This is a genomic window from Conexibacter woesei Iso977N (assembly GCF_000424625.1).
Classification (GTDB): Bacteria; Actinomycetota; Thermoleophilia; order Solirubrobacterales; family Solirubrobacteraceae; genus Baekduia; species Baekduia woesei_A.
The window spans coordinates 119,984-145,758 of sequence record NZ_AUKG01000005.1 but is presented as its reverse complement, the minus strand read 5'-3'; the positions used below and the strand labels follow the sequence as shown (position 1 = coordinate 145,758).

The window sequence follows — 25,775 nt, the reverse complement described above, 5'->3', positions numbered from 1 at the left end:
GGCGCGAGCCTACTTGCTCGCTAGGGTGGATCGGATGGGCCAGGACGCGACCGACGAGCAGCAGCTGGCCGCGGAGCAGGCGCATCTGGACCGGACGTGGGTGGCCTACGACACGATCCTGCGGGCGCTGAGCGGCGAGCGCGGCGCGGGGATCGACGAGTTCGCCAACGAGGCGCTGGAGCGGATGCGGCGCGAGCGGCTGCGGCTGTACACCGCTGCGTCGGGACCGCTGTACTTCGGGCGGATCGACCAGCGCGACGGCGTTGTGCGGTATGTCGGTCGCCACGCGATCGCCGACGAGGCCAACGACCTGCTGGCGGTCAACTGGCGCGCGCCGGCGGCCGAGCCGTTCTACGCGGCGACGCCGGAGGACCACCGCGGCCTGTCGGCGCGACGGCGGCTGGACGTCGAGGACCGGCGGGTCCTGGGCTTCGTGGACGAGTCGCTGCGCGACACGAGCGCGCTGGACGCGGCGATCGACGTCGACATCACGCGCCAGCGCGTGGGGGAGATGCGCCAGATCGTCTCCACGATCACGCCCGACCAGTACGGGTTGATCGCGCGCGACGTGGACGGCGCGCTGGTGATCCAGGGCGGGCCGGGGACGGGCAAGACGGCGGTCGGGCTGCACCGCGCGGCGTGGCTGCTGTACGCGGATCCGGCCTTGGCGCGGGCGGGTGTGCTGGTGGTCGGCCCGAACGAGGTGTTCATCGCCTACATCTCGCAGGTGCTGCCGTCGCTGGGCGAGACGACGGTCGAGCAGAAGGCGGTCGACGGCCTGGCGCAGGTGCGCGGCGACCGGGCGTCGGAGCCGACCGACGTGGCGACGCTGAAGGGCTCCGGCCGGATGGCGGAGTTGTTGTCGCGGTTGCTGTGGGCGCGGGTGGAGGTGCCGGAGGCGGCGGTCAAGATCCGGCTCGGGCGCGACCTGCTGGTGATCGAGCCGAGCGAGGTCGCGCGGCTCGTGGAGGTCGCGCGGTCGCAGACGCGGTCGTTCGCGATGGGGCGCGACCGGTTCCGGGCGAAGATCGGCGACTGGGTGTCGGGCCGCGCGCACGACCCGGCCGGGCTGCGCAGGACCAAGGAGTACAGGAAGCTCGTCGACGCGGTCTGGCCGCGGGTGACGGCCGATCAGCTGTTCCTGATGGCCTTGCGCGGGCGCGAGCGGCTGGAGTCCTGCGCCGCCGGGCTGCTGTCGGCCGACGAGGTCGACCTGCTGCTGTCGAGCGGGCCGCCGAGGCCGAGGAACGCGTGGCGGCACTCCGACGTGCCGCTGCTGGACGAGGCGCGCTGGCTGATCGACCCGGACCTGCGGACGTACGGGCACGTCGTGGTCGACGAGGCGCAGAACCTGACGCCGATGGAGCTGCGGATGGCGGCGCGCCGGGCGCGCGGGCACGCGATGACGATCCTCGGCGACATCGCGCAGCGGACCGCGGACGCCGAGCTGGCGTCGTGGGGCGAGGTCGTCGCGGCGGCGGGCGTGGGGCGCTTCGACGTCGCCGACCTGCGCGTGAGCTACCGCGTGCCCGACGACTTCCTGCGGCTGGCGGCGACGGTCGCGCCGGCGGGCGCCGGGCAGCAGCCGCGCGGGGTGCGCAGCGCGCCGTGGCCGGCGGTGGCGGTGGAGACGCCCGCGGAGGGCCTGGCCGGCGCCGTCGTCGCGGTCGCGACCGCGCTGCGCGAGCGCGTCGGCTCGGTCGGCGTCGTGGCGGCGCAGGAGCATCATGATGTCCTTCGCGCGGCTGGCCTGGCGGAGGCGACCGAGCACCTCTCCGGCGGCATCGACCTGCTGGGGTTGCAGGCCGTCAAGGGCCTCGAGTTCGACGCCGTGCTCGTCATCGAGCCCGCCGCGATCCTCGCCGAACGCCCCGACGGCGGGCCGGGCGGGTTGTACACCGCCCTGACCCGCTCGACGCGCGCGCTGGCGATCGTCCACGCGCAGCCGCTGCCGGACGCGCTGGCCGCCGCGCCGGAACTGCACCCGGTCGCGCTCGACGCGGCCGTCGCGCAGTTCGGCTAGTCAGCCCCTCGCGAGGTCGGCGCGCGCTGCGGGCGAGGCGAGGCCTTCGCGCGAGACCTCGCTGACGCGGATGTCATAGGCCTTGCCCGGCTCGACGGTCGGCAGCTCGACCTCGCCGCGGGTGCCGTCGACCTCGACGTTCCTGGTCTGCGGCGGCCTGCGCTCGTCGGGCGAGTTGATGGTGATGGTCAGCGCGCGGGGCGCTTCGCCGGTGGCGTCCCAGGTCAGCCGCGCGGTCTCGCCGGTCCGGGCCACGGCGATGCGGGGCGCGGCGGGCGCGGGCGGGCGGTCCTCGACCGCGGGCGCGGCGGCGGGTGGGGCGTCGAGCAGCGCGAGCGGGTCCAGCCACTGCCTGTGGACGCCGGGCGAGCGCGGCGAGTCGTCGTCCTGCGGCGCGCCCGCGGAGCGCGTGTCGCCCCAGTGGCCGAGCCAGCGGATCCAGCGCCTGGTCGCGTCGCCGCTGACGACCTCGACGAGGCGCTGGCGGTCCGGGCTGGCACGCCTGCCGTCGGCGTGGTCGAACCACACGCCGGTCCAGTGCCTGCCCGCTGCGAAGTACGCGGCATGCGACCCGCGCGCGACGTAGACGACCGGGCGCTGCGTGCCCGCGACCTTCTCGACCCTCGACCACGCGCGCGGCTCGGCGTGCCTGTGCTGGGCGTAGACGGCGAGGTCGGGCGTGCGGTCCGGGCCGCCGAGGCGGAGCTGGACCATCTCCCAGTCGCCCTCGTGCAGGCCGGCCCTGATGATCCTGCCGATCAGGTTGTAGTCGTTGTAGAAGTAGCAGTACCAGTACTGCAGCCACGTGACCCTGTCGCTGTCCTCGACGACATGCCCGTAGACCACGTTGGCGATGTTGGGGTCCATGTGCAGCGTCGCGGCACGGGACGCGTAGTTCCTGTCCGGGCAGCCGAGCGTGTCCCACTCCGCCCACCTGAACTGCGTGCCGGGGTACGGGTCGGAGCTCAGGAACGCGAGGTCCAGGCCGGCGCCGGCGACCTTGAAGTCGGTGGCGTCGCCGGCCCGTCGCAGCCGCATCCCGGGCGACCTGACGAACATCTCCGCCGCATCGGCGAAGTACATCTCCTGCTGGTCGTACTTCAGATGCGGCTGGTAGGTCTCGAGCAGCTGCGCGGTGTCGCTCACCGCGCAACTTTACACCGCGGCGGCCGCCTGCTCCAGGGCCGTCGCGAAGCCGCTCACGTCGGCCTCGGTCGTGTCCCAGGAGCACATCCAGCGGACCTCGCCGGTGGACTCGTCCCAGGTGTAGAAGGGGAACTCGGGGCGGACGGCGTCGGCCAGCGCGGGCGGCAGGATCGCGAAGACCGCGTTGGCCTGGACGGGGCGCGTGACCTTGACGCCCGGGATCGTCGCGACGCGCTGGGCGAGCAGCTGGGCCATCGCGTTGGCGTGCTCGGCGCTGCGCTGCCACAGGCCATCCTCCAGCAGCGCGACGACCTGCGCGCTCATGAAGCGCATCTTGGAGGACAGCTGCGCGTGCTGCTTGCGCAGCCAGGCGAAGCCGTCCGGGCCCGGCTCCTTGAGGAAGACGACGACCTCGACGCCGAGCGCGCCGTTCTTGGTCAGGCCGAAGGAGACGGCGTCGACGCCGGCGTTGGTCGTGAGGTCGGCGAGCGAGGCGCCGTTGGCGACCGCGGCGTTGGCCAGGCGCGAGCCGTCCACGTGCAGGAACAGGCCGTTGGCGTGGGCGACGTCCGCGAGCTGGCGGGTCTCCTCGACGGAGTAGACGGTCCCGAGCTCGGTGGTGTTGGCGACCGAGATCACGCGGACCTGCGGAGCATGTTCATCACCTTGGCGGGCGAGCAGCGGCTCGATCTGCGCGGGGTGGAGCTTGCCGCTGCCCTGGGTCGGGAGCGTCAGCAGCTTGATCTGCGCCATCCGCTCGGGCGCGGCGGCCTCGTCGACGTGGAGGTGGGAGGTATCCGGCGTGACGACGCACTCCCACGAGCGCGTGAGCGCGCCGAGGCTGAGGACGTTGGCGGCGGTGCCGTTGAAGACGATCCACGGCTGGGCGGCCGGGCCGAACTGGTCCTTGATCAGCTCGGTGGCCTTGGCCGTCCAGGGGTCGGCGCCGTAGGAGACGGCGTGGTCGGCGTTGGCCTCCGCGATGGCCGCGAGGACCTCGGGGTGGGCGCCGGCGTAGTTGTCGGAGGCGAACGCGCGCATGTGGGTGTCCAGGCTAGCCGTGGAGGTGCAGGCGCTGGCCGTTGACCTTGCGCGCCGCGTCCGAGCACAGGTAGACGAGGCCGGCGGCGATCTCGTCGGTGTCGGTGAACGTCTTGTAGGCCTTGTCGGGGTTCTCGGCGCGCATCTGGGGCGTGACGATCGCGTTGACGACGGCGACGTTGGCGGTCCCGCCGGTCTCGGCCAGCTCGGCGGCGAGCGTGAGGGTCCACGCCTCGGCGGCGGCCTTGGTGGCGGCGTAGGCGGCGTTGCCGGCGGTCGGCCTGGCGACGACGTTGGAGGAGACGGTCGCGAAGCGGCCGTTCGTCCCGGCGGCCTTCAGCAGCGGCGCGAAGGCGCGGGTGGTGTGGACGAGGGTGTGGAAGAGCAGGCCCTCGAGGAGGTCGAGGTCGGCGAGGTCCATCGCCTCGACGGTGTCGCCGCCGCGCCAGCCGCCGACCAGGTGCAGCACGCCGTCGACTTCTCCCAGCTCTTGCGCCCAGCCCTGCGCGCCCTCCTCGGTGAGGAGGTCGACGCCGTGTGTCACGTGGGCGATCTCGCTGACCGGCGCGGCGTGGTCCTTGCTGCGGTCGGCCGCGGCGACCCAGGCGCCGGCGTCGACCAGCGCCTGGCAGACCGCGGGGCCGAGACCGCCACCGGCCCCGGCGACGGCGATCCGGCGTCCTTCGAGAGGCTTCGTCATGCCGCGACCGTAGCGCGCGGCGGCCGCACGAGGGTGGGCTCCAGCTTGGCCTTGAGCGAGGTGTAGAACATGCTCAGCGGGAACTCGTCGGGCTTGACGTCGTCGATGTACGGGCGCGGGTCCTCGACGTCGGCGTACGTGCGGGCGGTCGCCGTCCAGGTCGAGCCCGAGGCGGCCGGGACGTAGCGGGCGACGAGGTCGTGCGCGGCGCCCCACTGGGCGAGCTTGGAGCGGTCGATGCCCTCGCGGTACAGCGTCTCGACCTCGGTGCGCAGGCCGCCGACGCCCTCGGCGAGGCGGTCCCACTCGACGGTCAGGCGGTTGTCGGTCCAGTGCACGAAGCCGTGGCGGTGCAGGTAGGCGAACAGCAGCTGGCCGCCGAGGCCGTCGTAGTTGCGCACGCGCGGGCCGGTGACGGGGAAGCGGAAGATGCGGTCGAAGAGGACCGCGTACTGGACGTTCCTGGCGAAGGCCATGCCCTCGGACTCGAGCTTGACGGCCTCGCCGAAGGCGGTGAGGTCGCAGCGCAGCTCCTCCAGCGAGTACATCCAGTACGGCATGCGCTGGCGGATCATGAAGGGGTCGAACGGGAGGTCGCCGCGGCTGTGCGCGCGGTCGTGGACGAGGTCCCACAACACGTAGGTGTCGAGCGAGAGGCGCTCGGATCGCAGCAGCGCGGCGGCGTCGGGCGGGAGGTTCAGGCCGACGGTGTCGGCGGCGGCGGAGACGACGCGGCGGAAGCGCTCGGCCTCGCGGTCGCAGAAGATGCCGCCGAAGTGGTTGGCGGGGCGGCCGGCGACGGCGACGGTCTCGGGGAAGAGCGTCGCGCACTCCGAGTCGTAGCCGTTGGTGGAGTCGGTGAGCGTGATCGGGACGAACTTGGCGTTGTCGTAACGGTCGCGTTCGAGGTCGGCGAGCCACTCGGGCCAGGGCGTCCGGATCAGGACCGCCTCGAAGCGCGTGTCGCGCGACGAGCCGTTCTGCAGGTACATGGGGAAGAGGACGAGGTGCTCGATCGCGTCGGTGCGGTGGAGGTCCGGGCGGAACGCGTCGAGCGCGGCGGTGAAGTCGGGCTTGGTGGCCGGGTCCCAGTGGTTGAGGTCGTTGACCGCCGCCCTGAGGTAGTCGGCCTCGTGGGGGAACCTGGGGGCGAGGCCCTCAATGCCGTCGACCATGTCCCTGACCAGCGCGGTGACCCCGGCGCGGTCGTTCTTGTCCATGTCGATCGAGCCGTCGGCGGCCTGGAGCAGGCGCAGGGCGTCGGTCGCGGTCTTGAGCTTGGCCCAGGCGGGGTCCTGCTCGGCCTCGGAGCGGTCGGGCGCGGCGGGCGTCGCGTAGGCGTGCTGCGCGGCCCAGGCGACGACGTTGGTGAAGAACGTGGCGTGGCCGAGGTCGCCGATGCAGTCGTCGCCGAAGAGGTCGGAGTCGGCGAAGACGGCGACGCGGCCCTTGCCGTGCCTCAGCGCCAGCGCGAGCGGGGCGTTGGGTGCAGAGGCCGTGGGGGCAGTGCGGGCGAGGACCTGGAAGTCGGCGCCCGCGTGCGTGACGGTGAGCGTTCCCGCGCGGTAGAAGACGGCGCCGGAGACACCTGCGAGCAGGTCGCCGTCCGCGCCACGCCGCCCGTTGCCGAGGTGCGCACGGACCCACGCCGTGCTGGCGTTCAAGTTGTTGTCGTAGTCCTGGACCGTGGCGTGCTCGATCTGGACGCCGAAGCGCCGCAGGAGCTCGTTGAGGTTGTTGTCGTACTTGTCCTGCTCGCTCTCACCGAGGACGATCAGCCCGCCGCCGGCGTTGACGTAGGCCTCGAGCGCGTCGAGCTCGGCGCGCGTCAGGATCGGGTCGCCGACGCCCGTGGTCGCTTCCCACTTCGGGGCGGACGGGTGCGCGATGACGACGACGTCGGCCTCGCTCAGCATCCAGTCCTCGAGCGTCGCGTCCTCGTTGACGACGACGTCGGCGCGCCGCGCGCGCAGGAGGTCGGCCGCGCGCGCGTAGGAAGCATCGGCCGGGTGCGTCGGCTGCATCTTCGCCGCGACCTCCGGGCGCACGGTCCAGGCCTCCTGATGGGCCTCGTCGAAGAGCACACGGATCACGGGTCGCAGATCGGCCATGCCAGAAAGGCTAGATCTGGGGCGACGCGCGCTCAACCCCATTATCCTGCCGGTGATGAGCGATTCCTTGCACGCCGACGAGGTCGACCGCAAGATCCTTGCGTGCCTGGTCGAAGACGGCCGGGCGACGTACGACGACGTCGGCCGCCAGGTGTCGCTGAGCGCGCCGGCGGTCAAGCGCCGCATCGACCGTCTTCGCGAGCGTGGGGTGTTGCGCGGGTTCACCGCGCTGGTGGATCCCGCCGCGCTGGGGGCGACGACCGAGGCGCTGATCGAGCTCTTCTACGCCCCCGGCATCGGCCTCGGCGAGGTCCGCGACTCGCTGCGACCGATCCCCGAGATCGCCGAAGCCTGGTCGGTGACCGGCGACGCCGACTGCATCGTCCGCGTCCGCGCCCGCGACCCCCAGGACCTCGAGCGCATCATCATGGAGCTCCAGCGCGAATCCGCCGTCATCCGCACCCGCTCCCAGATCATCATGTCCCGCCTGATCGAACACCGCGACTGAGCGACCGTCCCCTCAACACCTCCACCGTTCCGCCTGACCGACGGTGTGACTAGTCGCCAGGGTCGTAGGACGTTGCGTCGTAGGGGAGGTCCGGGTGCTCGCCTGGGGTTGACAGCGAGTAGGTGCGGAGGGTGCCCGTGTCGGGGTCGAAGGCGACGGCGTGGGTCAGGGTGAAGGGTGGGGGATCGGCGCCGGCGAGTTGGTCGGCGAGGCGGGTTGAGATGTAGGACATGGCGGCCATTGTCCGGACGCGGCTGGCGAAGAGCTCCTGGCCGACGAAGAGCGCGTTGTCGCGCAACGCCTCGGCCAACGCGGGCGCGAGGTCCGGTAGCTCGTCCTTGGCCGCGGCGGCCAGCTCGTAGGTCGTGCGGTCGATGATCGCCACGCGCGTGTAGAACCCGTAGAAGACGCTGTGCAGCGCGTCGGCCCGCTCGTCCTCGGGCAGCTCGTCGACGTAGGCGGCCAGGGAGTCGACCAGCGACGGCACGCCCGTCATGCCGCCACCCCGAGCAAGGACGGTGACAACACGGAGTCCGCCGAGCCCTCGACGCGGATCCCCGCCAGCCGGCCGTAGTGGTCGAAGTCCAGCACGAGGCTGTCCAGCGCCGGGATCGCGCCCGCCTCCTCCAGCGCGCCGAGCGCGACGGACTCCCGGACCTCGGGCGTCCCGCCGCCGCAGAACAGCGCGACGTACGCCGCGCCGCTGCTCTCCTCGACCGTCACCTCCACCTCGACGAGGCCCATCACTTCACGAGCGGCTTGCCGAGCGGGTAGCCCGGGCCGCCGGTCGCGACCGACGCCGCGCTCAAGAACAAGTACAACCCGAGGGCCGCGAAGGCGAAGCACACGTACCCGGCGGCCTTGGTCATCGTCGCGCTCGGGTCGAGCGTCCCGATGATCAGCAGCACCAGCGCGAGGACGACCAGCGCGATGACCGCGGTGAACGCGACCGGCAGCCGGAGCGTCGCCACCGTCAGCGCCGCCATCACGATCGCCCACGTGATCTGGAACTCCGCGACCGTGTGCGTCACGTCGGCCGGCGGGATCCCGTACCAGCCGTGCGTCAGCCCGAGCACGAGCATCCCGTAGCTCAGCCAGAACCCGGCGAACAGCCCGAAGATGCAGGCGACCAGCGTCTGCCCGAGCGAGATCGCCCACAGCGTCGAGATCACCAGCCCGAGGCCGGTCCCGGCCATGATGATCGCCACCGGCGTGCCGACCGCGGCGGGCGAGACGTAGCCGACGAGCGCGAACGCCAGGGCGATCGATCCGGCGACGAAGATCGGCAGCCCGAGGATCGCCGGGTCGCCGGCGGTGTAGGGCGGCGGCTCCACGGCGGCAGCGGCGGCGGGTGCCGGGATGTTGAGCGGCTCTGCGATGGTCGACATTGCTCACCTTCACCGAAGGGGGGACAGGATCGGCCGGGGCGTGGTTGGCCCTCGACCTCGGTGACCGGCGACGCTAGTGTGGAATGGCACCAGTGCCAAGAAGACCGCGGTCTTCTCGCAATGCTGGACGAAGCAGGAGAGCCATGACCCCACAGGCGGCGTCGCACGCCGATCCGGAGGACCGTCCGACCCCTTCGCGGAGCGACTGGGTCGCGGTCGACGCTGCGACGATCCCGGCCAAGCTCGCCCGCGAGCTGCGCGACGCCTGGGAGGGCTTCGTCGACGGCCACACGCTGGACCGGTCCGAGGACGAGGGCACGCCGCCGATCCGCAACCCGATCGCCGCGTCGTGGCGGCGCTCGCGCGACGCCGGCGTCGACCCGCACGGCCGCCAGAACGCGCCGTCGCTGATGGAGTTGCCCGGCGCGCGCGCCTCCTGGACGGCGCACCCGCTCGCGATCGCCGCGCCGCTGATCGACGAGTGCATGTCGGCCGCCGCCGTCGACGCCGACCACCTGATGGTCATCAGCGACGCCTCCGGCATGCTGCTCAGCATCCGCGGCGACGTCACGCTGCGCAGCCGCGCCGCCGACGAGATGAACTTCGTCGAGGGCGCGCTCTGGAGCGAAGCCGGGGCCGGCACCAACGCCGTCGGGACCGCGCTGGCCGCCGAGCATGCGGTCCAGGTCTTCGCCGCCGAGCACTTCACCGAGCCCGTGCAGCGCTGGACCTGCGCGGCCGCGCCGATCAGCGACCCGGACACCGGGAAGCTGCTCGGCGTCATCGACCTCACCGGCGACATGAGCAGCGTTCACCCGCACAGCCTCTCGGTCGTCGTCGCGACCGCGCGCGCCGTCGAGCAGCTCCTGCGCATGCAGCTGCGCGAGGCCGACGAGCAGCTGCGCAGCCGCTACGCCGCGCAGCTGCACCCGGCCGGCGCCGCGCTGGTCACCGCGGCCGGGCGCGTGATCGCCGACCCGCGCGGCCTGCTGCCCGACATCGGCGCGATCCCGCCGGGCGGCGGCCGGATCGTCCTGCCCTCCGGGACCGAGGTCGTCGCCGAGCCCGTCGCCCACGACGCGCCCGAGCTGTTCCTGGTCCATGACGGCGCCACGCGCCGCCGCACGGTCACGCTCCCGCGCCCGCAGCTCGAGCTGCGCCTGCTCGGCGACGGCCAGGCCGGCGTCCGCCTGGACGGCGTCGCGCTGCGGCTGCGCCCGCGCCTGGTCGAGCTGCTCGCGCTGCTGATGCTGCACCGCGGCCGCGCCGGCGCCGAGGCGCTGTGCCCCGAGCTCTACGGCGCCGCGGGCCATCCGGGCAGCGTCCGCGTCGAGATGTCGCGCCTGCGCAAGCTGCTGCCCGGCGCGATCGAGCCCGGCGGCTACGCGCTGATCTGCGACGTCGACGCCGACGTCAAGCACGTGCGCGAGGCGCTCGGCCGCGGCGCGGTCGGCGAGGCCGCCGCGGCCTACCCCGGATCGCTGCTGCCCGCGTCGCAGGCGCCGGGCATCGTCAGCGCCCGCAAGGAGCTCGACCACTGGCTGCGCCAGGCGGTCATCACCTCCGACGACCCCGACGCCCTGTGGGCGTGGGTCTCGGCGCCCGCGGGCAGCGACGACCTGCTCGCCTGGCAGCGCCTGCTCGGCGCGCTGGAGTACACCGACGCGCGCCGCAGCCTCGCCGCCGCGCGGGTCGGCGACCTGCGCCACCGCGCCGCCGCCGACGCACCCTCCTCCGAGCTGTAGCGGCCGTGTAACAGGACGGTGGTGCACTAGCTCCAGGTCGCGCCGGTGGGGCGCGTCGGAGAAGAGGAGCCCGGCATCACCACACACCATCCAGCCGCTGTCCCCGGCACGCGAGCCCGTGGCGTCAGCACCGCCCGCACCGTGCTGCGGCTGCTCACCTACCTGGCCGAGTCCGACGCCGGGCTGCGCGCCGACGCGGTCGCCGCGCGGCTGGGCAAGAGCCCGTCGACGGCCTACAACCTGCTCGACACGCTCGTCCGCGAGGGCTTCGTCGTCCACGGCGCCGACGGCGCCTACCGGCTGACGGCCGACGCCAACGCGCTCGTGCCGCCGGTCAGCGCGACCGCCGCGCGCCTGCCCACCGGCCTCGACGGGATCCTCGACACGCTGTTCGAGCGCACGCACAAGCGCGTGTACCTCGCCGCCGCACAGTCGGGCCGCGTGATCATCCCGCTGGCCCGCGGCCGCCAGGGCATGCCGCGGATCCCCGGCCTCGGCGCGCGGATCGGGGAGAACGCCCACGCGCTGGCGCTCGGCAAGGTCGCGCTCTCGCTGCTCGACGACGCCGGGATCGACCGCTACGCCCGCGCCGGGCTGCGGGCGTTCACGCCCAAGACGATCACCGACCCGGACCGGCTGCGCACGCAGCTGGCCGCGATCCGCGGCGGCGCGGTCGCCTTCGACGCCGAGGAGTTCCGCGAGGACTTCTGCTGCCTCGCCGCGCCCGTGCTCAACGTGCGCGGCCAGGCCGTCGCCGCGCTCGGGATCTCGATGTCCGCGCGCTGCTTCGAGCTGGAACGCGCCGAGCTCACCGAGGCGCTGTGCGAGGTCGCGCTGCAGGCGTCGGTCGTCCTCGGCGTTCCTGAGATCCCGGAAGACCGACGCGTTCTTGAGCCACGGGCCGGGGCGAACCTAAGGTCCGCCACGGCAACGTCATCAGACATCTCCATAGGAGAGGAAGTCGCATCATGAGCAGAGCCAGCATCACCAAGGCTCACAACAAGATCCAGGAGCTGTCCTGGGACCCGACGTTCGTCGAACCGGTCGACAAGTACCCGACCGACTACACGTTCGAGAAGGCTCCCAAGAAGGACCCGCTCAAGCAGGTCCTCCGCTCCTACTTCCCGATGGAGGAGGAGAAGGACAACCGGGTCTTCGGCGCGATGGACGGCGCGATCCGCGGCAACATGTTCCGCCAGGTCCAGGAGCGCTGGATGGAGTGGCAGAAGCTGTTCCTGTCGATCATCCCGTTCCCGGAGATCTCCGCCGCGCGCGCCATGCCGCTGGCCATCAACGCGGTGCCCAACCCCGAGGTCCACAACGGGCTGGCCATCCAGATGATCGACGAGGTCCGCCACTCGACGATCCAGATGAACCTCAAGCGGCTGTACATGAACCACTACATCGACCCGGCGGGGTTCGACATCTCCGAGAAGGCGTTCTCGAACTGCTACGCCGGCACGATCGGCCGCCAGTTCGGCGAGGGCTTCATCACCGGTGACGCGATCACCGCGGCGAACGTCTACCTGACGATCGTGGCCGAGACGGCGTTCACGAACGTGCTGTTCGTGGCGATGCCCGGCGAGGCGGCGGCCAACGGCGACTACCTGCTGCCGACCGTCTTCCACTCGGTGCAGTCCGACGAGTCGCGCCACATCTCCAACGGCTACTCCATCATCTTGATGGCGCTGGCCGACGAGCGCAATCGCGACCTGCTCGAGCGCGACCTGCGTTACGCCTGGTGGAACAACCACTGCGTCGTGGACGCGGCGATCGGCACGTTCATCGAGTACGGCACCAAGGACCGCCGTCCGGATCGCGACAGCTACGCCGAGAGCTGGCGGCGCTGGATCTATGACGACTACTACCGCTCCTACCTCGTCCCGCTGGAGAAGTACGGCCTGACGATCCCGCACGACCTCGTCGAGCTCGCGTGGGACCGCATCAACACCAAGGGCTACGTCCACGAGGTCGCGCAGTTCTTCGCCACCGGGTGGTTCGCCAACTACTGGCGGATCGACGCGATGGACGACACGGACTTCGAGTGGTTCGAGGGCAAGTACCCGGGCTGGTACGACAAGTACGGCAAGTGGTGGGAGCGCTACGCCGACCTGTCGGTCAAGAACGGGCACAAGCCGATCGCGTTCGAGCCCGAGCTGTCGGACTACGAGTACCCGCACCGCTGCTGGTCGTGCATGGTGCCGTGCCTGATCCGCGAGGACATGGTCGTCGACGAGGTCGACGGGCAGGTCCGGACGTACTGCTCGGAGACCTGCCACTGGACCGACGCGGTCGCGTTCCGCCCGGAGTACAACGGCCGGCCGACGCCGGCGATGGGCAAGCTCTCGGGCAGGCGCGAGTGGGAGACGCTCTACCACGGCATGGACGTCGCCGAGATCATGCAGGACCTCGGGTACGTCCGCGACGACGGCAGGACGCTGGTCCCGCAGCCGCACCTGGACCTGGACCCCAAGAAGATGTGGACGCTGGACCAGGTCCGCGGCATCACGCTGAACAGCCCCAACGTGCTGCTCAACGAGATGTCCCCCGAAGACCGCGACGCGCACGTCGCCAAGTACAAGGCCGGCGGCCCCGCCGGCAGGCCGGCGAAGGTCTGATCGCCGCATGACCACGCAGGCCGCGTACCGAGTCCTACATCATGGGTGAGAAGCACATCGCACGCCTCGAGCCGGTGGGGATCGAGCTCGAGGTCGACGAGGACGAGACGATCCTCGACGCCGCCTTCCGCCAGGGCATCATGTTGATGCACGGGTGCAAGGAGGGCCAGTGCGCGGCCTGCAAGTCGTTCCTGCTCGATGGGGAGGTGGACCTCGACCGCTACTCGACGTTCGCGCTCCCCGACTTCGAGGAGGCCGAGGGCTACACGTTGCTCTGCCGCGCCCACGCGCTGAGCGACGTCGAGATCGAGTTGATGAACTACGACGAGGAGGTCATCCGCAGCGGTGTCCCGATCGTCGAGGCGACGGCCGAGGTCGCGGCCGTCGAGGAGCTGACCCACGACATCCGCCGGCTCGTGCTCAAGCTGCCCGAGCCGCTGGTGTTCAACGCCGGGCAGTACATGGACATCCAGATCCCGGGCGCCGACGGGGAGCACCGGTCGTTCTCGATGGCCAACACGCCGGGCCGGCCCGACCACCTGGAGTTCATGATCAAGCTCTACGAGGGCGGCCACTTCTCCGGCCTGCTCTCGGAGTCGGCCAACGGCAGCGGGATCAAGGTCGGCGACACGCTGGCCTGCAAGGGCCCGTACGGCGTCTTCACGCTGCGCGACTCCTCGCCGCGGCGGTTGGTGTTCATCGCCGGCGGCGCGGGGATGGCGCCGATCGTCTCGCTGCTGCGGTCGATGGAGGAGAAGGGCACGCAGCGGCCGGCGACCTTCTACTACGGGGCGCGGACCGAGGACGACCTCTTCGTGCTCGAGGAGCTGGAGCGGCTCGCGAGCGTGCTGCCCGACATGACGTTCGTGCCCGCGCTCTCGGAGTCCAACGAGGAGACCGGGTGGGCCGGCGAGGCCGGCCTGATCACCGACGTCGTGGACCGCATGGAGGGCGACCTGACCGAGGTCGACGCCTACCTCTGCGGCCCGCCGCCGATGGTCGACGCCGCGATCGCGCTGCTGGAGCGCCGGGGCTGCCCGGAGAGCCGCATCTACTTCGACAAGTTCACGACCTCCGCGGAATGACCGCGGTCGAGAGGAGCAGCATGTCCCAGGACACGACGGAGACGGTGACGCAGGAGCGCAGCGTCCCCAAGCCGGTGTTCACCGACGCGGAGGCCGGGGCCAAGGAGTTCCCGTCGTCGCGGAGCAGAGCCTACAACTACTTCGAGCCGCGCAAGCGCCGGGCGAGCGTCTACGAGGACGTCACCGTCGACGTCCAGCCCGATCCCGAGCGCCACCTGACCCAGGGCTGGGTCTACGCGTTCGCCGACGGCAGCTCCGGCTACCCGCAGGAGTGGACGGCGCTCAAGTCCTCCAACTGGCACGCGTTCCTCGACCCCAACGAGGAGTGGGAGCAGTCGATCTACCGCAACGCCTCCAACACGGTGCGCCAGATCGGCCAGACGCTGGCCAACGCGAAGGCCGCCGGCGCTTACGACGCCTGGAGCCGCTCGTGGATCAGGGTCGTCGCCGAGCACGTCTCGGCCTGGGCGCACGTCGAGCAGGGCCTGGGCATGCACGTCTACACGCCGGCCCAGCGCGACGCGCCGACCAACATGATCAACAACGCGCTGGCCGTCGGCGCGGTGCACAAGCTGCGGTTCGCGCAGGACATCATCCTGTACAACCTGGAGGTCTCCGAGGAGCTCGAGGGCTTCGACGGCAGCGCGCACAAGGCCGCCTGGCAGAGCGACCCGATCTGGCAGGGCACGCGCGAGAACGTCGAGAAGCTCACCGGCATCCGCGACTGGGCGCAGGCCTTCTTCGCGACCGCGGTGGTCTTCGAGCCGCTCGTCGGCGAGCTGTTCCGGTCCGGCTTCGTGATGCAGGCCGCGGCGCTGCAGGGCGACTTCGTCACGCCGGTCGTGATGGGCTGCGGCGAGGCCGACACGGCCCGCGAGCAGCGCGGCGCGCGCGCCCTGTTCCGGATGCTGGCCGACGACGTCAAGCACGGCCCGGCCAACCGCAGGCTGATGGACCAGTGGCTGGAGGAGTGGATCCCGGTGAGCCTGAGGGCCGCCCACGAGCTGCAGCCGATCTGGTCGCAGGTCTCCGAGAAGCACGTGCGCTTCGAGGACTCGCTGGCGCGCTCGAAGTCCCGCATGGCGGACCTGCTGGAAGACCTGACCCTCGAGATCCCGAAGGAGATCCGCGCATGACCGAGTTCAAGTCCGACCGCACGTCGTCCAACCAGGCCGGCGTCACGTTGATGAACAACCAGGTGGGCTACGTCGTCGCCCAGGTGATGGCCGACAAGAAGGACGTCAGGATCCGCGAGCTGCCGTCGATGATCCGCGTGGACGGGATCAACAAGATCGACTTCGACTTCGCCGAGATCGCCGACGCGCTCGGCTGGGCCGACTTCGGCCAGGACGACTTCGAGGAGATCATGTCCACGCACTACGGGCGCATGGTCGTCCTCGACGACCGCGTCCTGATGTTCGCCAACCCCGAGGACGCGGCCGAGTACATCGGCTTCGACCTCGTGCCCGTCGAAGGAGCGTGAGCCGTGTACGAGGCCAACGGTGAGAGGTACTTCATCCTGGACAGCCACAGCCACTTCTGGGACGCCAGTCCCGAGAACTGGGTGGAGGGCGAGGAGCAGTACGCCAAGGGCTGGATCGAGTGCTTCCACGCCTACCAGTCGCTGGGGCCGCCGGAGACGCACTGGTCGATCGAGCACTTCATGAAGTACTCGGTCGACGACTACGAGAAGGACGTCTTCACCGACGGCCACGTCGACATGGCGATCTTCCAGTCGACGTACCTCAAGCAGTGGTACAAGACCGGCTTCAACGCGATCGAGCAGAACGCGGCGCTGCTGGAGCGCTTCGGCGACAGGGTCCGCGTCAACGGGCGCTTCGACGCCCGCGAGGGCGAGCCGGGCCTGCGTCAGCTGCGCGAGGACCACGCGAAGTACAGGCTGCAGGGCGTCAAGCTCTACACCGCCGAGTGGTTGGGATCGTCGCGCGGATGGTCGCTGAAGGACCCCGAGGCCGTGCCGTTCCTGGAGCTCTGCATGGAGCTGGGGATCAAGAACATCCACGTCCACAAGGGCCCGACGATCTGGCCGCTGGACAAGGACGGCTTCGACGTCTCCGACATCGACCACGCGGCGACGAGCTTCCCGGAGCTCAACTTCATCGTCGAGCACGTGGGGCTGCCGCGGATCGAGGACTTCTGCTTCATGGCGACGCAGGAGCCCAACGTCTACGCCGGCCTGTCGGTCGTCGTCGGGGGCCTGATGCACGCCCGCCCGCGGTTCTTCGCCAAGGTGATGGGCGAGCTGCTGTTCTGGGTCGGCGAGGACAAGATGCTGTTCGGCTCCGACTACGGCATCTGGGAGCCGAGGTGGCAGGTCGAAGGCCTCGTCGCCTGGGACTACCCGGACGACACGTTCTCCGACTACCCGCGCTGGACGACCGAGGCCAAGAAGAAGGTCCTGGGTCTGAACGCGGCCAAGTTGTACGGGATCGACGTGCCCGCCGAGTTCCGGCTGGCCGACCCGGCGAGCGCGCCGGCCGAGAAGGCCGACGCGCAGCTGGTGGAGAGCGCATGACCCCGGGGCAGGCGCAGGTGCTGGAGGCGCTCGGGACGGTCATCGATCCCGAGCTCGACGAGCCGATCACCTCCCTCGGGTTCGTCGCGTCGCTGGCGGTCTCCGCCGGCGGCGACGTCGACGTGCAGCTGCGCCTGCCCACCCCTCAGTGCGCGCCGAACTTCGCGTTCCTGATGGTGTCGGACGCCTGGAAGGCGATCCGCTCCGTCCCGGGCGCGCGTGACGTGCACGTGGTCCTCGACGACCACTACACGGGCGCCGAGATCAACGCCGCCGTGGACGGCGGCGGCGCGTTCTCGGACGCCTTCCCGGGCGAGACCGCGGGGCCCGACCTCGAGGCGCTCCGGGAGCTGTTCCAGCGCAAGGCGCTGCTCGCGCGGCAGGGGCGGTTGTGCACCGCCCTGCTCGCCGACGGGCTGTCGGCGGCCGAGGTCGCCGACCTCGCGGTCGCCGACCTGGACGTCGCGCGTGACCCGGAAGCGGCGCGCTGCCTCGCGCTGCGCCGGGCGCTGGGGTTGCCGTCGGGTGCCGAGGCGCCCGCGCTGATCGCCGGCGACGGCGCGCGCCTGGACGCCGGCGACATCCCGACGTGGCTGCGGCGCGCGCGGCTGGTCAGCCTCAGCCTGGAGAGCAACGGCGGCATCTGCCGCGGGCTGCTGCAGGCGCGCCACGGCGTTCCCGACCCGACCCAGGAGGTCCACGCAGCATGATCGCCGCACGCCTGCACAAGTACCACGAGGCGCTCGCCGTCGAGCAGATCCCGGAGCCGGAGATCACCGGGCCTCACGACGTGATCGTGCGCGTCGGCGGCGCCGGGCTGTGCCGCACCGACCTTCATGTACAAGAAGGGCAGTGGGCCGAGAAGTCCGGCGTCGAGCTGCCCTACGTGCTGGGGCACGAGAACGCGGGGTGGGTCGCGGAGATCGGCTCCGCGGTCTCGAACGTCGAGGTGGGGGACACGGTGATCGTCCACCCGCTCGTCACCTGCGGGCTGTGCCGCGCCTGCCGCGCGGGCGACGACGTGCACTGCGTCAACAACCTGTTCCCGGGGATCTCGGTCGACGGCGGGTTCGCCGCGCTGCTGAAGACGAGCGCGCGGTCGGTCGTCAAGTTGGACCCCATCCTGCACCCGAAGGACATCGCGGCGCTGGCCGACGCGGGGCTGACCGCCTACCACGCGGTCAAGAAGGCGGTGGCGAACCTGTACCCGGGCTCGCGCGCCGTCGTGATCGGCGCGGGCGGGCTCGGGCACATCGGCATCCAGTGCCTGAAGGCGATGACGCCGGCCGAGATCATCGTGATCGACCCGTCCGAGGAGGCGCGCGCGCTGGCAGGGGAGATCGGGGCCGACACGACCGTCGCTTTGGACGGGAGGCAGGTCGACACGATCATGGAGATGACCGACGGGGTCGGCGCCGAGGCGATCATCGACTTCGTCGGCGAGAGGGGCGCGATCGAGGACGGCGTGGCGATGCTCCGCGAGGCGGGGTCCTACTACGTCATCGGCTACGGCGAGAACATCAACGTGCCGACCATCGACATCATCTCGCGCGAGATCAACTTCATCGGCAACCTGGTCGGGTCCTACAACGACCTTGCCGAGTTGATGACCTTGACCGCGCAGGGCAAGGTCACGCTGCACACCAGCGTCTATCCGCTGGAAGCCGTCAACGACGCAATGGCCGACCTCGACCAGGGGCGGCTCCAGGGCCGCGGGATCCTCGTCGCCGACGCCGCCTGAACCGGAGAGAGAACGCCATGGGCAAGATCATCCACTTCAACGACGACGCGCGGCGGCGCCTGCAGGTCGGGGTCGACCAGCTCGCCGACACGGTCAAGGTCACGCTGGGGCCGAAGGGCCGCAACGTGGTGCTGGAGCGCCTGACCGGCGCGCCGACGATCACCAACGACGGCGTGTCGATCGCGCGTGAGATCGAGCTGGCCGACCAGTTCGCCAACATGGGCGCGCAGCTGGTCCGGGAGGTGGCCGACAAGACGTCGGAGCTGACCGGCGACGGGACGACGACCGCGACGCTGCTCGCGCAGTCGCTGGTCCGGGAGGGCATGCGGGTGCTGGCTTCCGGGACCAACCCCATGTTGTTGCGCCGTGGGATCGAGGAGGCGGTCGACGTGGTCGTCGCCGAGCTGCTGCGCAGCGCGATCGCCGTCGGCGACGAGGGTCACCTGGCGCACGTCGCGACGATCGCCGCCAAGGAGGACGAGCGGATCGGCCGCGCGGTCGGCGAGGCGCTGTCGCGCGTCGGCGAGGACGGGGTCGTCAGCATCGAGGAGAGCGAGCTGCCGGGGATCTCGGTGGACTTCGTCGAAGGACTACATGTTGAGAACGGGCACGTCTCGCCGTACCTGATCCGCGACCGCCAGCGGATGGAGACGGTGCTGGAGAACCCCTACATCTTGATGACGACGCAGCCGATCTCGACGGTCCAGGAGCTGATGGGCGCGATCGGGCAGGTCATGCGCCGGCCGGAGCCGCTGGTCATCCTGGCCGAGAAGGTCGACGGCGCGGCGCTGGGCATGTTGGTGCAGAACAACCGCCACGGGACGATGGAGGCGACGGCGGTCCGGGCGCCGGGCTTCGGCCACCGCCGCGTCGCGTACCTGGAGGACTTGGCGGCGTTCGTCGGCGGGCAGGTCATCACGCCCGAGACCGGGCTGTCGCTGGAGCAGGTCGAGCTGGAGTGGCTGGGGCGCGCGCGGCGCGTGATCGTCACCGAGGACGCGACGACGTTCATCGAGGGTGCGGGCTCGGCCGAGTCGGTCGCCGCGCGCCTGAACGAGATCAACGTCGAGCTGGGCCGTGCGACGCATGAGGCCGACCAGGACGCGCTGCGCGAGCGGCGCGCGCGGCTGTCGTCGCGGCTGGCGGTGATCCGGGTCGGTGGCGCGACGGACGTCGAGGGCAAGGAGCGGTTGCGCCGGACCGAGGGCTCGCTGGCCGCGAGCCGCGCCGCGCTGGCCGAGGGGATCGTGCCGGGCGGCGGGACCGCGCTGCTGCGGGCCGCAGGTGCGTTGGACGGGCTCGTGCTCGACGGCGATCGCGCCGCGGGCGTCGACGTCGTCCGGAGCGTGCTGGGCGACCCGCTGTTCTGGATCGCCTCCAACGCCGGCTACGACGGCGACGAGGTCGTCGCCCACGTCCGCGACATGCCCGCCGGGCACGGGCTGAACGCCCTGACCGGCGACTACGGCGACCTGATCGCCGACGGCGTGATCGACCCGGTCCGCGTGACCCGCCTCAGCCTCCAGCACGCGGCGTCGGTTGCGGCGCTTCTGCTGACCACCGAGGCCCTGGTCGCCGAGGAGCTCATCGGCCAACCCGGAGCCATCATGTCGCACGAGATCGGCGACCTAGCCGAAGGCATGTCCCGCCCGTCTTCGCCGGTCTGATCCGACTCCGCGGTCCCGCCCCCGGCGGGACCGCGCCCAGTCGATTCTCGGTACACGCGGTATCGGGGTGTGGCGGTGGTGTGATCGTTGCGTCCGCGGCCACAGTCCGCGTGCTGTTGGCGCTTGGTGTACCGATGTGTCGTCGAGTCCGAGCTTTCGGCGGTCGCCGGTCTCCGCCGGCGTTGCCCCTCTGGTCGGTGAGCTTCCGGAGGGACGCCGGTTCGCGGGATCAGGCCGTTGAGGCGGCTTCCCAGAGGTCGATGCCGGCGTCTTGGGCGTGGGTGTTGATGGCGGAGAGCTCGTTGGCGGTGAAGGATGGGTTCGCCAGTGCGTCCAGCGAGTTGTCGAGTTGGGAGACGGACGAGGCGCCGATTAGCGAGGAGGTCACGCGGGGGTCGCGGAGGGTCCAGGCGATGGCCATCTGCGCCAGGGATTGACCGCGGTCGGTGGCGATCGTGTTGAGGGCGCGGATCCGCTGGAGGTTCGTCTCGGACAGCCAGGACTCGGCCAGCGAGGTACGCGCCGCTGCGCGAGATCCCTCGGGTACGCCGGAGAGGTACTTGTCGGTCAGCAGGCCTTGCGCCAGGGGAGAGAAGGCGATGCAGCCCGAGCCTTCCTCTTCCAACACGTCCAGGAGGCTGTCACGCTCGATGCGGCGGTTCAACATGGAGTAGTTGGGTTGGTGGATCAGCAGCGGTGTGCCGAGGGCCTGGAGGATCGCGGCGGCTTCGCGGGTGCGCTTCGGTGAGTAGGAGGAGATGCCGACGTAGAGGGCCTTGCCGGAGCGGACCGCGGCGTCGAGGGCTGAGCAGGTCTCCTCGAGCGGGGTCTCGGGGTCGAAGCGGTGGGAGTAGAAGATGTCGACGTGGTCGAGGCCCATCCGGGACAGCGACTGATCCAACGACGACAACAAGTACTTGCGGGAGCCGCCGTCGCCGTAGGGGCCGGGCCACATGTCCCAGCCGGCCTTGGTGCTCACGACCAGCTCGTCGCGGTGACCGCGCAGGTCGGTCGCCAGCAGACGGCCGAAGTTGGACTCCGCCGAGCCCGGGGGAGGGCCGTAGTTGTTGGCCAGGTCGAAGTGGGTCACGCCGCGGTCGAAGGCGCGGCGGACGATCGCGCGCTGGGTCTCGAAGGCCCGGTCGTCGCCGAAGTTGTGCCAGAGCCCGAGTGAGATCGCCGGCAGCCGCAGGCCGGACCGCCCGGCGCGACGGTAGGGCATCGACTCATAGCGCTCCGCGCTCACGACGCGTGCTTCCAGATCACGTACAACTTCCGGACGCTCTCGCGCACGCGCCAGCGGCCCTTCCAGCCGTCGGGCGTCACGAACGACACGCCGGGCCGCAGCTCCAGCGTCGTGCCGTCGTCGCTGGTGATCGTCGCGTCGCCCGCCAGCACGTACATGACCTCGGACGCACCGAGCTTGTCGCCGGCGAACTCGCCGGGCGTGACGCTCCAGACGCCGAGCTCCACGACGTCGTCGGCGTACAGCTCGGAGTACGCGGCGACGGGCGAGCCCTCGCGGACGTCGTCCAGCGCGTGCGGGGTCTCCAGCGCGAGCGTGAGCAGGTCGGGGTTGGCGACGAGCGCCGGGGTGTTCGGGAGCGACATGGTGTCCTTGGGTATCGAGTTGAGGTACTTCTTGCTACTTGTCGCCGAGGCGCGACAGCCGGTCGACCGCCTTGACCCAGCGCGGCGAGCGCCCGGTCCGGCGCGCGACGACGTCGGCGCGGCCGTAGGCCATCGACATGGCCCGCGCGCCCACCCGCGGCAGCGGGTCCGGCGGCCAGCTCGGCGCGCGGTGGTTGATCCACGGGTAGTGCACCAACTCGGTGTCGCGCTTGAGCACCAGGTCGGTCATCGTCCGCGCCGCGAAGTTCGACGCGCAGACGCCGTCGCCGTACCCGCCGGCCCACGCGACGCCGCGCTCGGGCTCGTAGCCGACCGCCGGCGCCCAGTCGCGCGCCGCGCCCCAGACGCCGCCCCACGCGTGGGTGAAGGTCGCGTCGCCGACGGCCGGGAACAGCTCCCGGACCGCGGCGCGCAGCGCCTCGAAGACGCGGGGATCGAGGATCTCCTCCTCGACGAGCCCGCCGTGGCGCGGCTGGAACCCGCCGCGGCCGCCCATCGCGAGGCGGTCGTCGGTCGTGCGCTGGCAGTACATGCCCAAGTGCACCATGTCGGCCAGCACCTCGCGCTCGCCGAAGCCGATCTGCTCCCAGACCGAAGCAGGCAGCGGCTCGGTCGCCACGACCTGCGACGTGATCGGCTGGATCCGGCGGCCCTCGCCGCGGATGTGCACCGTGTAGGCCTCGGTGCCGCGGACCACGACGTCGCACCGGACGTCGCCGTGCTGCGTCCGGACGCGGCCCTGCTCGATCCGCGTGACCTCGGTCTGCTCGTAGATCGCGACGCCCATGCGCTCGACCACGTCGGCCAGCCCGCGCGCGAGCCGCGCGGGCTGCACACGCGCGCACTGCAGCTCGTGCTTGGCGCCCAACGCGCCCGCGACCGCCACGCGCTCGGCCAGCTCGGCGGCATCGCGCCAGACCGCGACGTCCTCGCCGAAGCCGTCCGCGCGCTCGTGCGCCAGGCCGGCGCGCAGCGCCTGCTCCTGCTCGTAGGTCCGCGCGACGATCAGCGCGCCGCCCTTGGCGAACCCGGCGTCGACGCCCTCGGCGGCGAGCACGTCGCCGATCACGTCGACCGTCCGGTAGTTCTCGCGCTTCATCGCGACGGCCAGCTCCCGTGAGGAGCCCTTCGCATAGGCGTCGAGCGAGCCGTTGAGGTGGCCGTAGCACCAGCCGCCGTTGCGCCCTGACGCGCCGTAGGACGCGATGTCCTTCTCCAGCACGGCGATCCGCAGCGCGGGGTCGGCCTGCTTGAGGTAGTAGGCGCTCCACAGGCCGGTGAAGCCGGCGCCGACGATCGCGACGTCCACGTCGATCGGGCCGGGCAGCGGTGCGCGCGGCGTGAGGTCGCCGGCCTGCTCGAGCCAGAGGCTCAGGGCGCTGTAGGAGCGGGTCATGAGCGGGACCGTAGCAACAAAGTGATAGCGCTACCAGTTTTGGTCGGACGATCCTGCCCGATAGGGTCGCCCGCAGCATGTCCGCGTCGAACCCGACCGTTGCCGACGTCGCCGAGAGGGCCGGCGTCTCCTTCGCCACCGCTGCGCGCGCGCTCGGCGGCTACGGCCACGTCAGCGCGAAGGCCAGGGCGGCGGTGGACGCCGCCGCGGCGGAGCTGGGCTACCGGCGCAACGACGTCGCCCGCGCGCTGGCGTCCGGGTCGACCAGGGCGGTCGGGCTGGTCGTCGGCGACGTCGAGAACCCGTTCTTCGCGACGGTCTCCCGCGGCGTCGCGGACGCGCTGGAGCCCGCGGGCTACACCCTGCTGCTCGCGAACTCCGACGAGGACCCGGCGCGCGAGGCGCGGGCGATCGAGGCGCTGCGCACGCAGGTCGACGGGCTGCTCGTCGCGCCCGCGGCCAGCAGCGGGGCGACCCGCACGAGGGACCCGGGCAAGCCGCTGGTGCTGCTGGACCGGACCGTGCAGGGGATGACGGTGGACAGCGTGACCGTCGAGAACGCCGCCGGCGCGACGCGCGCGGTCGAGCACCTGATCGCGCAGGGTCATCGCCGCGTGGGGATCGTGACGTCCGGCGCCGGCTCGTCGTCGACCGCGCAGCGCATCAGGGGCTACCGCGCCGCGCTGAAGGCCGCGGGCATCGAGGCCGACGAGCGCTGGGTCGCGCTGAACCCGGAGTTCACGGCCGCGGGCGCGCACACCGCCGCGCTGTCGATGCTCAGCGCCGGCAGGCGCACGCGCCCGACCGCGGTGTTCACCACCGACAACTTCATGACCCACGGCCTCTGGCTCGCCGCGCGCGAGCTGAGGCTGCGCGTCCCGCAGGACCTCGCGGTCGCGGCCTTCGACGACGTCGACTGGCTCACGCTCGTCGACCCGCCGGTGACCGCCGTGGTCCAGCCCGTGATGGAGCTGGGCCGCGAAGCCGGCAGGCTGCTGCTGCGCCGCCTCGCCGAGCCGGACGCGCCGGTCCGGAAGATCCGCCTGGCGACCGACCTGGTCGTCCGGGCGTCCTCCGGCGCATAGCCGCAGCGCGCCCCGCGAGGTCCAAGTCGTCTTACCCCTGCTCTGTGGGGGCCAGACGACTTGGACCGAACTGGTAGCGCTATCTGAGAACTGCTGACAGCGCTATCAGGATGTGTTACGGTGCCGCGAAACCGGTTGCAGCAACCGGTTTCGGAGGCTTGTGAAAGCAGGCCCGGCGCCCCACGCGCCGGGTCGCGAGGAGGTGTGCCCGCAGTGGAGTTGGACGTGCAGTTCCGTGGCGTGACCAAGCGCTTCGGGGAGGTCGTCGCGGTCGACGACCTGGACCTGGAGATCCGCAAGGGGGAGTTCCTGTCGCTCCTCGGCAGCTCCGGCTGCGGCAAGACGACGTCGCTGCGGATGATCGCCGGCTTCGAGCAGCCGACGGCCGGCTCGATCCTGATCGGCGGGACCGACGCCGTCGGCACGCCGCCCTACAAGCGCGACGTCAACACCGTGTTCCAGCACTACGCGTTGTTCCCGCACATGTCGGTGCTCGACAACGTGGCTTACGGCCTCAAGCAGCGCGGCCTCGGCAAGCAGGAGCGCCGCGCGAAGGCCAACGAGGCCCTGGAGCTGGTCCAGATGACCGGCCGCGCCCAGCGCCGCCCGCGCGAGCTGTCCGGCGGCCAGCAGCAGCGCGTCGCCCTGGCCCGCGCGCTGGTCATGCAGCCGAAGGTCCTGCTCCTCGACGAGCCGCTCGGCGCGCTGGACCTCAAGCTCCGCAAGGACATGCAGGTCGAGCTGAAGCGGATCCAGTCCGAGGTCGGCATCACGTTCGTCTACGTCACGCACGACCAGGGCGAGGCGATGTCGATGAGCGACCGCATCGCGGTCATGTCCGAGGGCCGGATCGAGCAGCTCGACACGCCCGAGGCGATCTACGACCGCCCGGCCTCCGCCTTCGTCGCCGGCTTCATCGGCGAGATGAACGTGCTCAGCGGCGCGCTGCGCGAGACCACCGCCGGCGTCGCGACGATCGCCGTCGCCGACGGCACCGTGTCGGCCCGGGTCAACGGCAACACGCCGCCCAGCGGCGCCGTCACCGTCGGCATCCGGCCCGAGAAGATCCTCGTCAGCGCCGTCAACGGCACGGCCGCGGCCGGCCAACCCAATGCCCTTGCCGCGACCGTCGTCACCCGCCTGCAGATGGGCAGCTCGATCCAGGTCGTCGCCGCGCTGGGCGACGGCACCGAGCTGACCGCCGTCGTCCCGCGCACCGGCGCCGATGACGCCGTCGACGCCCTCGGCGCCGGCGACCGCGTCGCGCTCAGCTGGGCCGACACCGCCCCGATCGTCCTCGCCGCCTAGCCCCACGCCGGCAGCACCCCGCAGCACCCCCACCGATCCCCGAGG

At 71.5% G+C, this 25,775-nt stretch carries 24 protein-coding genes; 14 read left to right on the top strand and 10 right to left on the bottom strand.

Annotated elements, in window-relative coordinates; all coding sequences use genetic code 11:
* Positions 1-34: 34 nt before the first annotated feature.
* Positions 35-2,023 carry a HelD family protein gene (locus H030_RS0127025; RefSeq protein ID WP_027008425.1) on the top strand — a complete coding sequence of 663 codons (1,989 nt, stop codon included), beginning with the start codon at positions 35-37 and terminating at the stop codon, positions 2,021-2,023.
* Here the strand turns inward: H030_RS0127025 and H030_RS0127020 are convergent, their stop codons facing one another.
* From H030_RS0127020 to H030_RS35600, 4 genes are read right to left on the bottom strand one after another with little or no spacing between them, the layout of a single operon-like run.
* Positions 2,024-3,169 carry a hypothetical protein gene (locus tag H030_RS0127020; protein ID WP_027008424.1) on the bottom strand — a complete coding sequence of 382 codons (1,146 nt, stop codon included), beginning with the start codon at positions 3,167-3,169 and terminating at the stop codon, positions 2,024-2,026.
* Between the two features lie 9 nt (positions 3,170-3,178).
* Entirely contained in the window at positions 3,179-4,210 is a 1,032-nt protein-coding gene (locus H030_RS0127015; RefSeq protein WP_027008423.1) for a threonine aldolase family protein, read from the bottom strand.
* A 13-nt stretch (positions 4,211-4,223) separates the two neighbouring features.
* The gene (locus tag H030_RS35605; RefSeq protein ID WP_051223818.1) at positions 4,224-4,910 is read right to left on the bottom strand and encodes an SDR family oxidoreductase; all 687 of its coding nucleotides are present in this window, start codon (positions 4,908-4,910) and stop codon (positions 4,224-4,226) included.
* Complete coding sequence (locus H030_RS35600; protein WP_035130264.1) at positions 4,907-7,021, bottom strand: DUF6421 family protein; 2,115 nt, start codon at positions 7,019-7,021, stop codon at positions 4,907-4,909. Before H030_RS35600 ends, H030_RS35605 begins: the two co-directional genes overlap by 4 nt.
* Before the next feature lie 67 nt (positions 7,022-7,088).
* Here H030_RS35600 and H030_RS0127000 point away from each other — a divergent pair, with 67 nt between their 5' ends.
* The gene (locus H030_RS0127000) at positions 7,089-7,529 is read left to right on the top strand and encodes an Lrp/AsnC family transcriptional regulator (protein ID WP_155892309.1); all 441 of its coding nucleotides are present in this window, start codon (positions 7,089-7,091) and stop codon (positions 7,527-7,529) included.
* 49 nt (positions 7,530-7,578) lie between these two features.
* On the opposite strand, the gene H030_RS0126995 is transcribed toward H030_RS0127000, so the two are convergent.
* The 3 genes from H030_RS0126995 to H030_RS0126985 are packed head-to-tail and all read right to left on the bottom strand — an operon-like array spanning position 7,579 to position 8,917.
* Positions 7,579-8,025 (bottom strand): hypothetical protein, encoded by a 447-nt coding sequence (locus H030_RS0126995; protein WP_027008421.1) that lies wholly within the window; start codon positions 8,023-8,025, stop codon positions 7,579-7,581.
* Positions 8,022-8,273 (bottom strand): hypothetical protein, encoded by a 252-nt coding sequence (locus H030_RS0126990; RefSeq protein ID WP_027008420.1) that lies wholly within the window; start codon positions 8,271-8,273, stop codon positions 8,022-8,024. The genes H030_RS0126995 and H030_RS0126990 overlap by 4 nt, the downstream gene beginning before the upstream one ends.
* Positions 8,273-8,917, bottom strand: a complete 645-nt coding sequence (locus H030_RS0126985; protein WP_081691212.1) for a GPR1/FUN34/YaaH family transporter — start codon at positions 8,915-8,917, stop codon at positions 8,273-8,275. The genes H030_RS0126990 and H030_RS0126985 overlap by 1 nt, the downstream gene beginning before the upstream one ends.
* 143 nt (positions 8,918-9,060) lie before the next feature.
* Between H030_RS0126985 and H030_RS35595 the strand changes: the two genes are divergently transcribed.
* From H030_RS35595 to groL, 10 genes are all read left to right on the top strand, one after another.
* The gene (locus tag H030_RS35595; RefSeq protein ID WP_051223817.1) at positions 9,061-10,662 is read left to right on the top strand and encodes a GAF domain-containing protein; all 1,602 of its coding nucleotides are present in this window, start codon (positions 9,061-9,063) and stop codon (positions 10,660-10,662) included.
* Positions 10,663-10,803: 141 nt separating this feature from the next.
* On the top strand, positions 10,804-11,634 hold the full coding sequence (locus tag H030_RS0126975; RefSeq protein ID WP_027008418.1) for an IclR family transcriptional regulator: 831 nt from the start codon (positions 10,804-10,806) through the stop codon (positions 11,632-11,634).
* Entirely contained in the window at positions 11,631-13,280 is a 1,650-nt protein-coding gene (locus H030_RS0126970) for a methane monooxygenase (protein ID WP_027008417.1), read from the top strand. Before H030_RS0126975 ends, H030_RS0126970 begins: the two co-directional genes overlap by 4 nt.
* Positions 13,281-13,321: 41 nt before the next feature.
* Positions 13,322-14,365 (top strand): FAD-binding oxidoreductase, encoded by a 1,044-nt coding sequence (locus H030_RS0126965; protein WP_027008416.1) that lies wholly within the window; start codon positions 13,322-13,324, stop codon positions 14,363-14,365.
* A gap of 20 nt (positions 14,366-14,385) precedes the next feature.
* Positions 14,386-15,501, top strand: coding sequence for an aromatic/alkene monooxygenase hydroxylase subunit beta (locus tag H030_RS0126960; protein WP_027008415.1), 1,116 nt, complete (start codon positions 14,386-14,388; stop codon positions 15,499-15,501).
* Positions 15,498-15,848, top strand: a complete 351-nt coding sequence (mimD, locus tag H030_RS0126955; RefSeq protein WP_027008414.1) for a propane 2-monooxygenase effector subunit MimD — start codon at positions 15,498-15,500, stop codon at positions 15,846-15,848. Before H030_RS0126960 ends, mimD begins: the two co-directional genes overlap by 4 nt.
* Positions 15,849-15,851: 3 nt before the next feature.
* Positions 15,852-16,901, top strand: a complete 1,050-nt coding sequence (locus H030_RS0126950; RefSeq protein WP_027008413.1) for an amidohydrolase family protein — start codon at positions 15,852-15,854, stop codon at positions 16,899-16,901.
* Positions 16,898-17,611, top strand: coding sequence for a metal-sulfur cluster assembly factor (locus H030_RS0126945; RefSeq protein ID WP_027008412.1), 714 nt, complete (start codon positions 16,898-16,900; stop codon positions 17,609-17,611). The genes H030_RS0126950 and H030_RS0126945 overlap by 4 nt, the downstream gene beginning before the upstream one ends.
* Positions 17,608-18,642, top strand: coding sequence for an NAD(P)-dependent alcohol dehydrogenase (locus H030_RS0126940; RefSeq protein WP_027008411.1), 1,035 nt, complete (start codon positions 17,608-17,610; stop codon positions 18,640-18,642). Before H030_RS0126945 ends, H030_RS0126940 begins: the two co-directional genes overlap by 4 nt.
* Before the next feature lie 17 nt (positions 18,643-18,659).
* Positions 18,660-20,309: a chaperonin GroEL gene (gene groL, locus H030_RS0126935; protein ID WP_027008410.1), complete on the top strand. Its 1,650-nt coding sequence runs from the start codon at positions 18,660-18,662 to the stop codon at positions 20,307-20,309.
* A gap of 229 nt (positions 20,310-20,538) precedes the next feature.
* On the opposite strand, the gene mgrA is transcribed toward groL, so the two are convergent.
* Genes mgrA through H030_RS0126920 form a run of 3 tightly spaced genes read right to left on the bottom strand, consistent with a single transcriptional unit; the run spans position 20,539 to position 23,337 of the window.
* A complete protein-coding gene (mgrA, locus tag H030_RS0126930; protein WP_196809288.1) occupies positions 20,539-21,555 on the bottom strand; it encodes an L-glyceraldehyde 3-phosphate reductase in 1,017 nt (338 codons plus the stop codon).
* Positions 21,552-21,920, bottom strand: coding sequence for a cupin domain-containing protein (locus tag H030_RS35590; protein ID WP_051223815.1), 369 nt, complete (start codon positions 21,918-21,920; stop codon positions 21,552-21,554). The genes mgrA and H030_RS35590 overlap by 4 nt, the downstream gene beginning before the upstream one ends.
* A 34-nt stretch (positions 21,921-21,954) precedes the next feature.
* The gene (locus H030_RS0126920; protein ID WP_027008408.1) at positions 21,955-23,337 is read right to left on the bottom strand and encodes an NAD(P)/FAD-dependent oxidoreductase; all 1,383 of its coding nucleotides are present in this window, start codon (positions 23,335-23,337) and stop codon (positions 21,955-21,957) included.
* A 77-nt stretch (positions 23,338-23,414) separates the two neighbouring features.
* Between H030_RS0126920 and H030_RS0126915 the strand changes: the two genes are divergently transcribed.
* Both H030_RS0126915 and H030_RS35585 read left to right on the top strand, forming a co-directional pair.
* The gene (locus tag H030_RS0126915; protein ID WP_027008407.1) at positions 23,415-24,422 is read left to right on the top strand and encodes a LacI family DNA-binding transcriptional regulator; all 1,008 of its coding nucleotides are present in this window, start codon (positions 23,415-23,417) and stop codon (positions 24,420-24,422) included.
* Positions 24,423-24,635: 213 nt separating this feature from the next.
* Complete coding sequence (locus tag H030_RS35585; RefSeq protein WP_155892300.1) at positions 24,636-25,730, top strand: ABC transporter ATP-binding protein; 1,095 nt, start codon at positions 24,636-24,638, stop codon at positions 25,728-25,730.
* Positions 25,731-25,775 lie beyond the last annotated feature (45 nt).

Excerpts from the sequence above, each read along its gene's own strand:
- H030_RS35595 (WP_051223817.1), top strand. The coding sequence starts at position 9,061 with ATGACCCCACAGGCGGCGTCGCACGCCGATCCGGAGGACCGTCCGACC.
- H030_RS0126945 (WP_027008412.1), top strand. The coding sequence starts at position 16,898 with ATGACCCCGGGGCAGGCGCAGGTGCTGGAGGCGCTCGGGACGGTCATC.
- H030_RS0126915 (WP_027008407.1), top strand. The coding sequence starts at position 23,415 with ATGTCCGCGTCGAACCCGACCGTTGCCGACGTCGCCGAGAGGGCCGGC.
- H030_RS0126970 (WP_027008417.1), top strand. The coding sequence starts at position 11,631 with ATGAGCAGAGCCAGCATCACCAAGGCTCACAACAAGATCCAGGAGCTG.
- H030_RS0126960 (WP_027008415.1), top strand. The coding sequence starts at position 14,386 with ATGTCCCAGGACACGACGGAGACGGTGACGCAGGAGCGCAGCGTCCCC.
- H030_RS35605 (WP_051223818.1), bottom strand. The coding sequence starts at position 4,910 with ATGACGAAGCCTCTCGAAGGACGCCGGATCGCCGTCGCCGGGGCCGGT.
- H030_RS0126985 (WP_081691212.1), bottom strand. The coding sequence starts at position 8,917 with ATGTCGACCATCGCAGAGCCGCTCAACATCCCGGCACCCGCCGCCGCT.
- H030_RS0126940 (WP_027008411.1), top strand. The coding sequence starts at position 17,608 with ATGATCGCCGCACGCCTGCACAAGTACCACGAGGCGCTCGCCGTCGAG.
- H030_RS0126920 (WP_027008408.1), bottom strand. The coding sequence starts at position 23,337 with ATGACCCGCTCCTACAGCGCCCTGAGCCTCTGGCTCGAGCAGGCCGGC.
- H030_RS35600 (WP_035130264.1), bottom strand. The coding sequence starts at position 7,021 with ATGGCCGATCTGCGACCCGTGATCCGTGTGCTCTTCGACGAGGCCCAT.
- H030_RS0126995 (WP_027008421.1), bottom strand. The coding sequence starts at position 8,025 with ATGACGGGCGTGCCGTCGCTGGTCGACTCCCTGGCCGCCTACGTCGAC.
- H030_RS35590 (WP_051223815.1), bottom strand. The coding sequence starts at position 21,920 with ATGTCGCTCCCGAACACCCCGGCGCTCGTCGCCAACCCCGACCTGCTC.
- H030_RS0126990 (WP_027008420.1), bottom strand. The coding sequence starts at position 8,273 with ATGGGCCTCGTCGAGGTGGAGGTGACGGTCGAGGAGAGCAGCGGCGCG.
- H030_RS0127025 (WP_027008425.1), top strand. The coding sequence starts at position 35 with ATGGGCCAGGACGCGACCGACGAGCAGCAGCTGGCCGCGGAGCAGGCG.
- H030_RS0127015 (WP_027008423.1), bottom strand. The coding sequence starts at position 4,210 with ATGCGCGCGTTCGCCTCCGACAACTACGCCGGCGCCCACCCCGAGGTC.
- groL (WP_027008410.1), top strand. The coding sequence starts at position 18,660 with ATGGGCAAGATCATCCACTTCAACGACGACGCGCGGCGGCGCCTGCAG.
- mimD (WP_027008414.1), top strand. The coding sequence starts at position 15,498 with ATGACCGAGTTCAAGTCCGACCGCACGTCGTCCAACCAGGCCGGCGTC.
- H030_RS0126965 (WP_027008416.1), top strand. The coding sequence starts at position 13,322 with ATGGGTGAGAAGCACATCGCACGCCTCGAGCCGGTGGGGATCGAGCTC.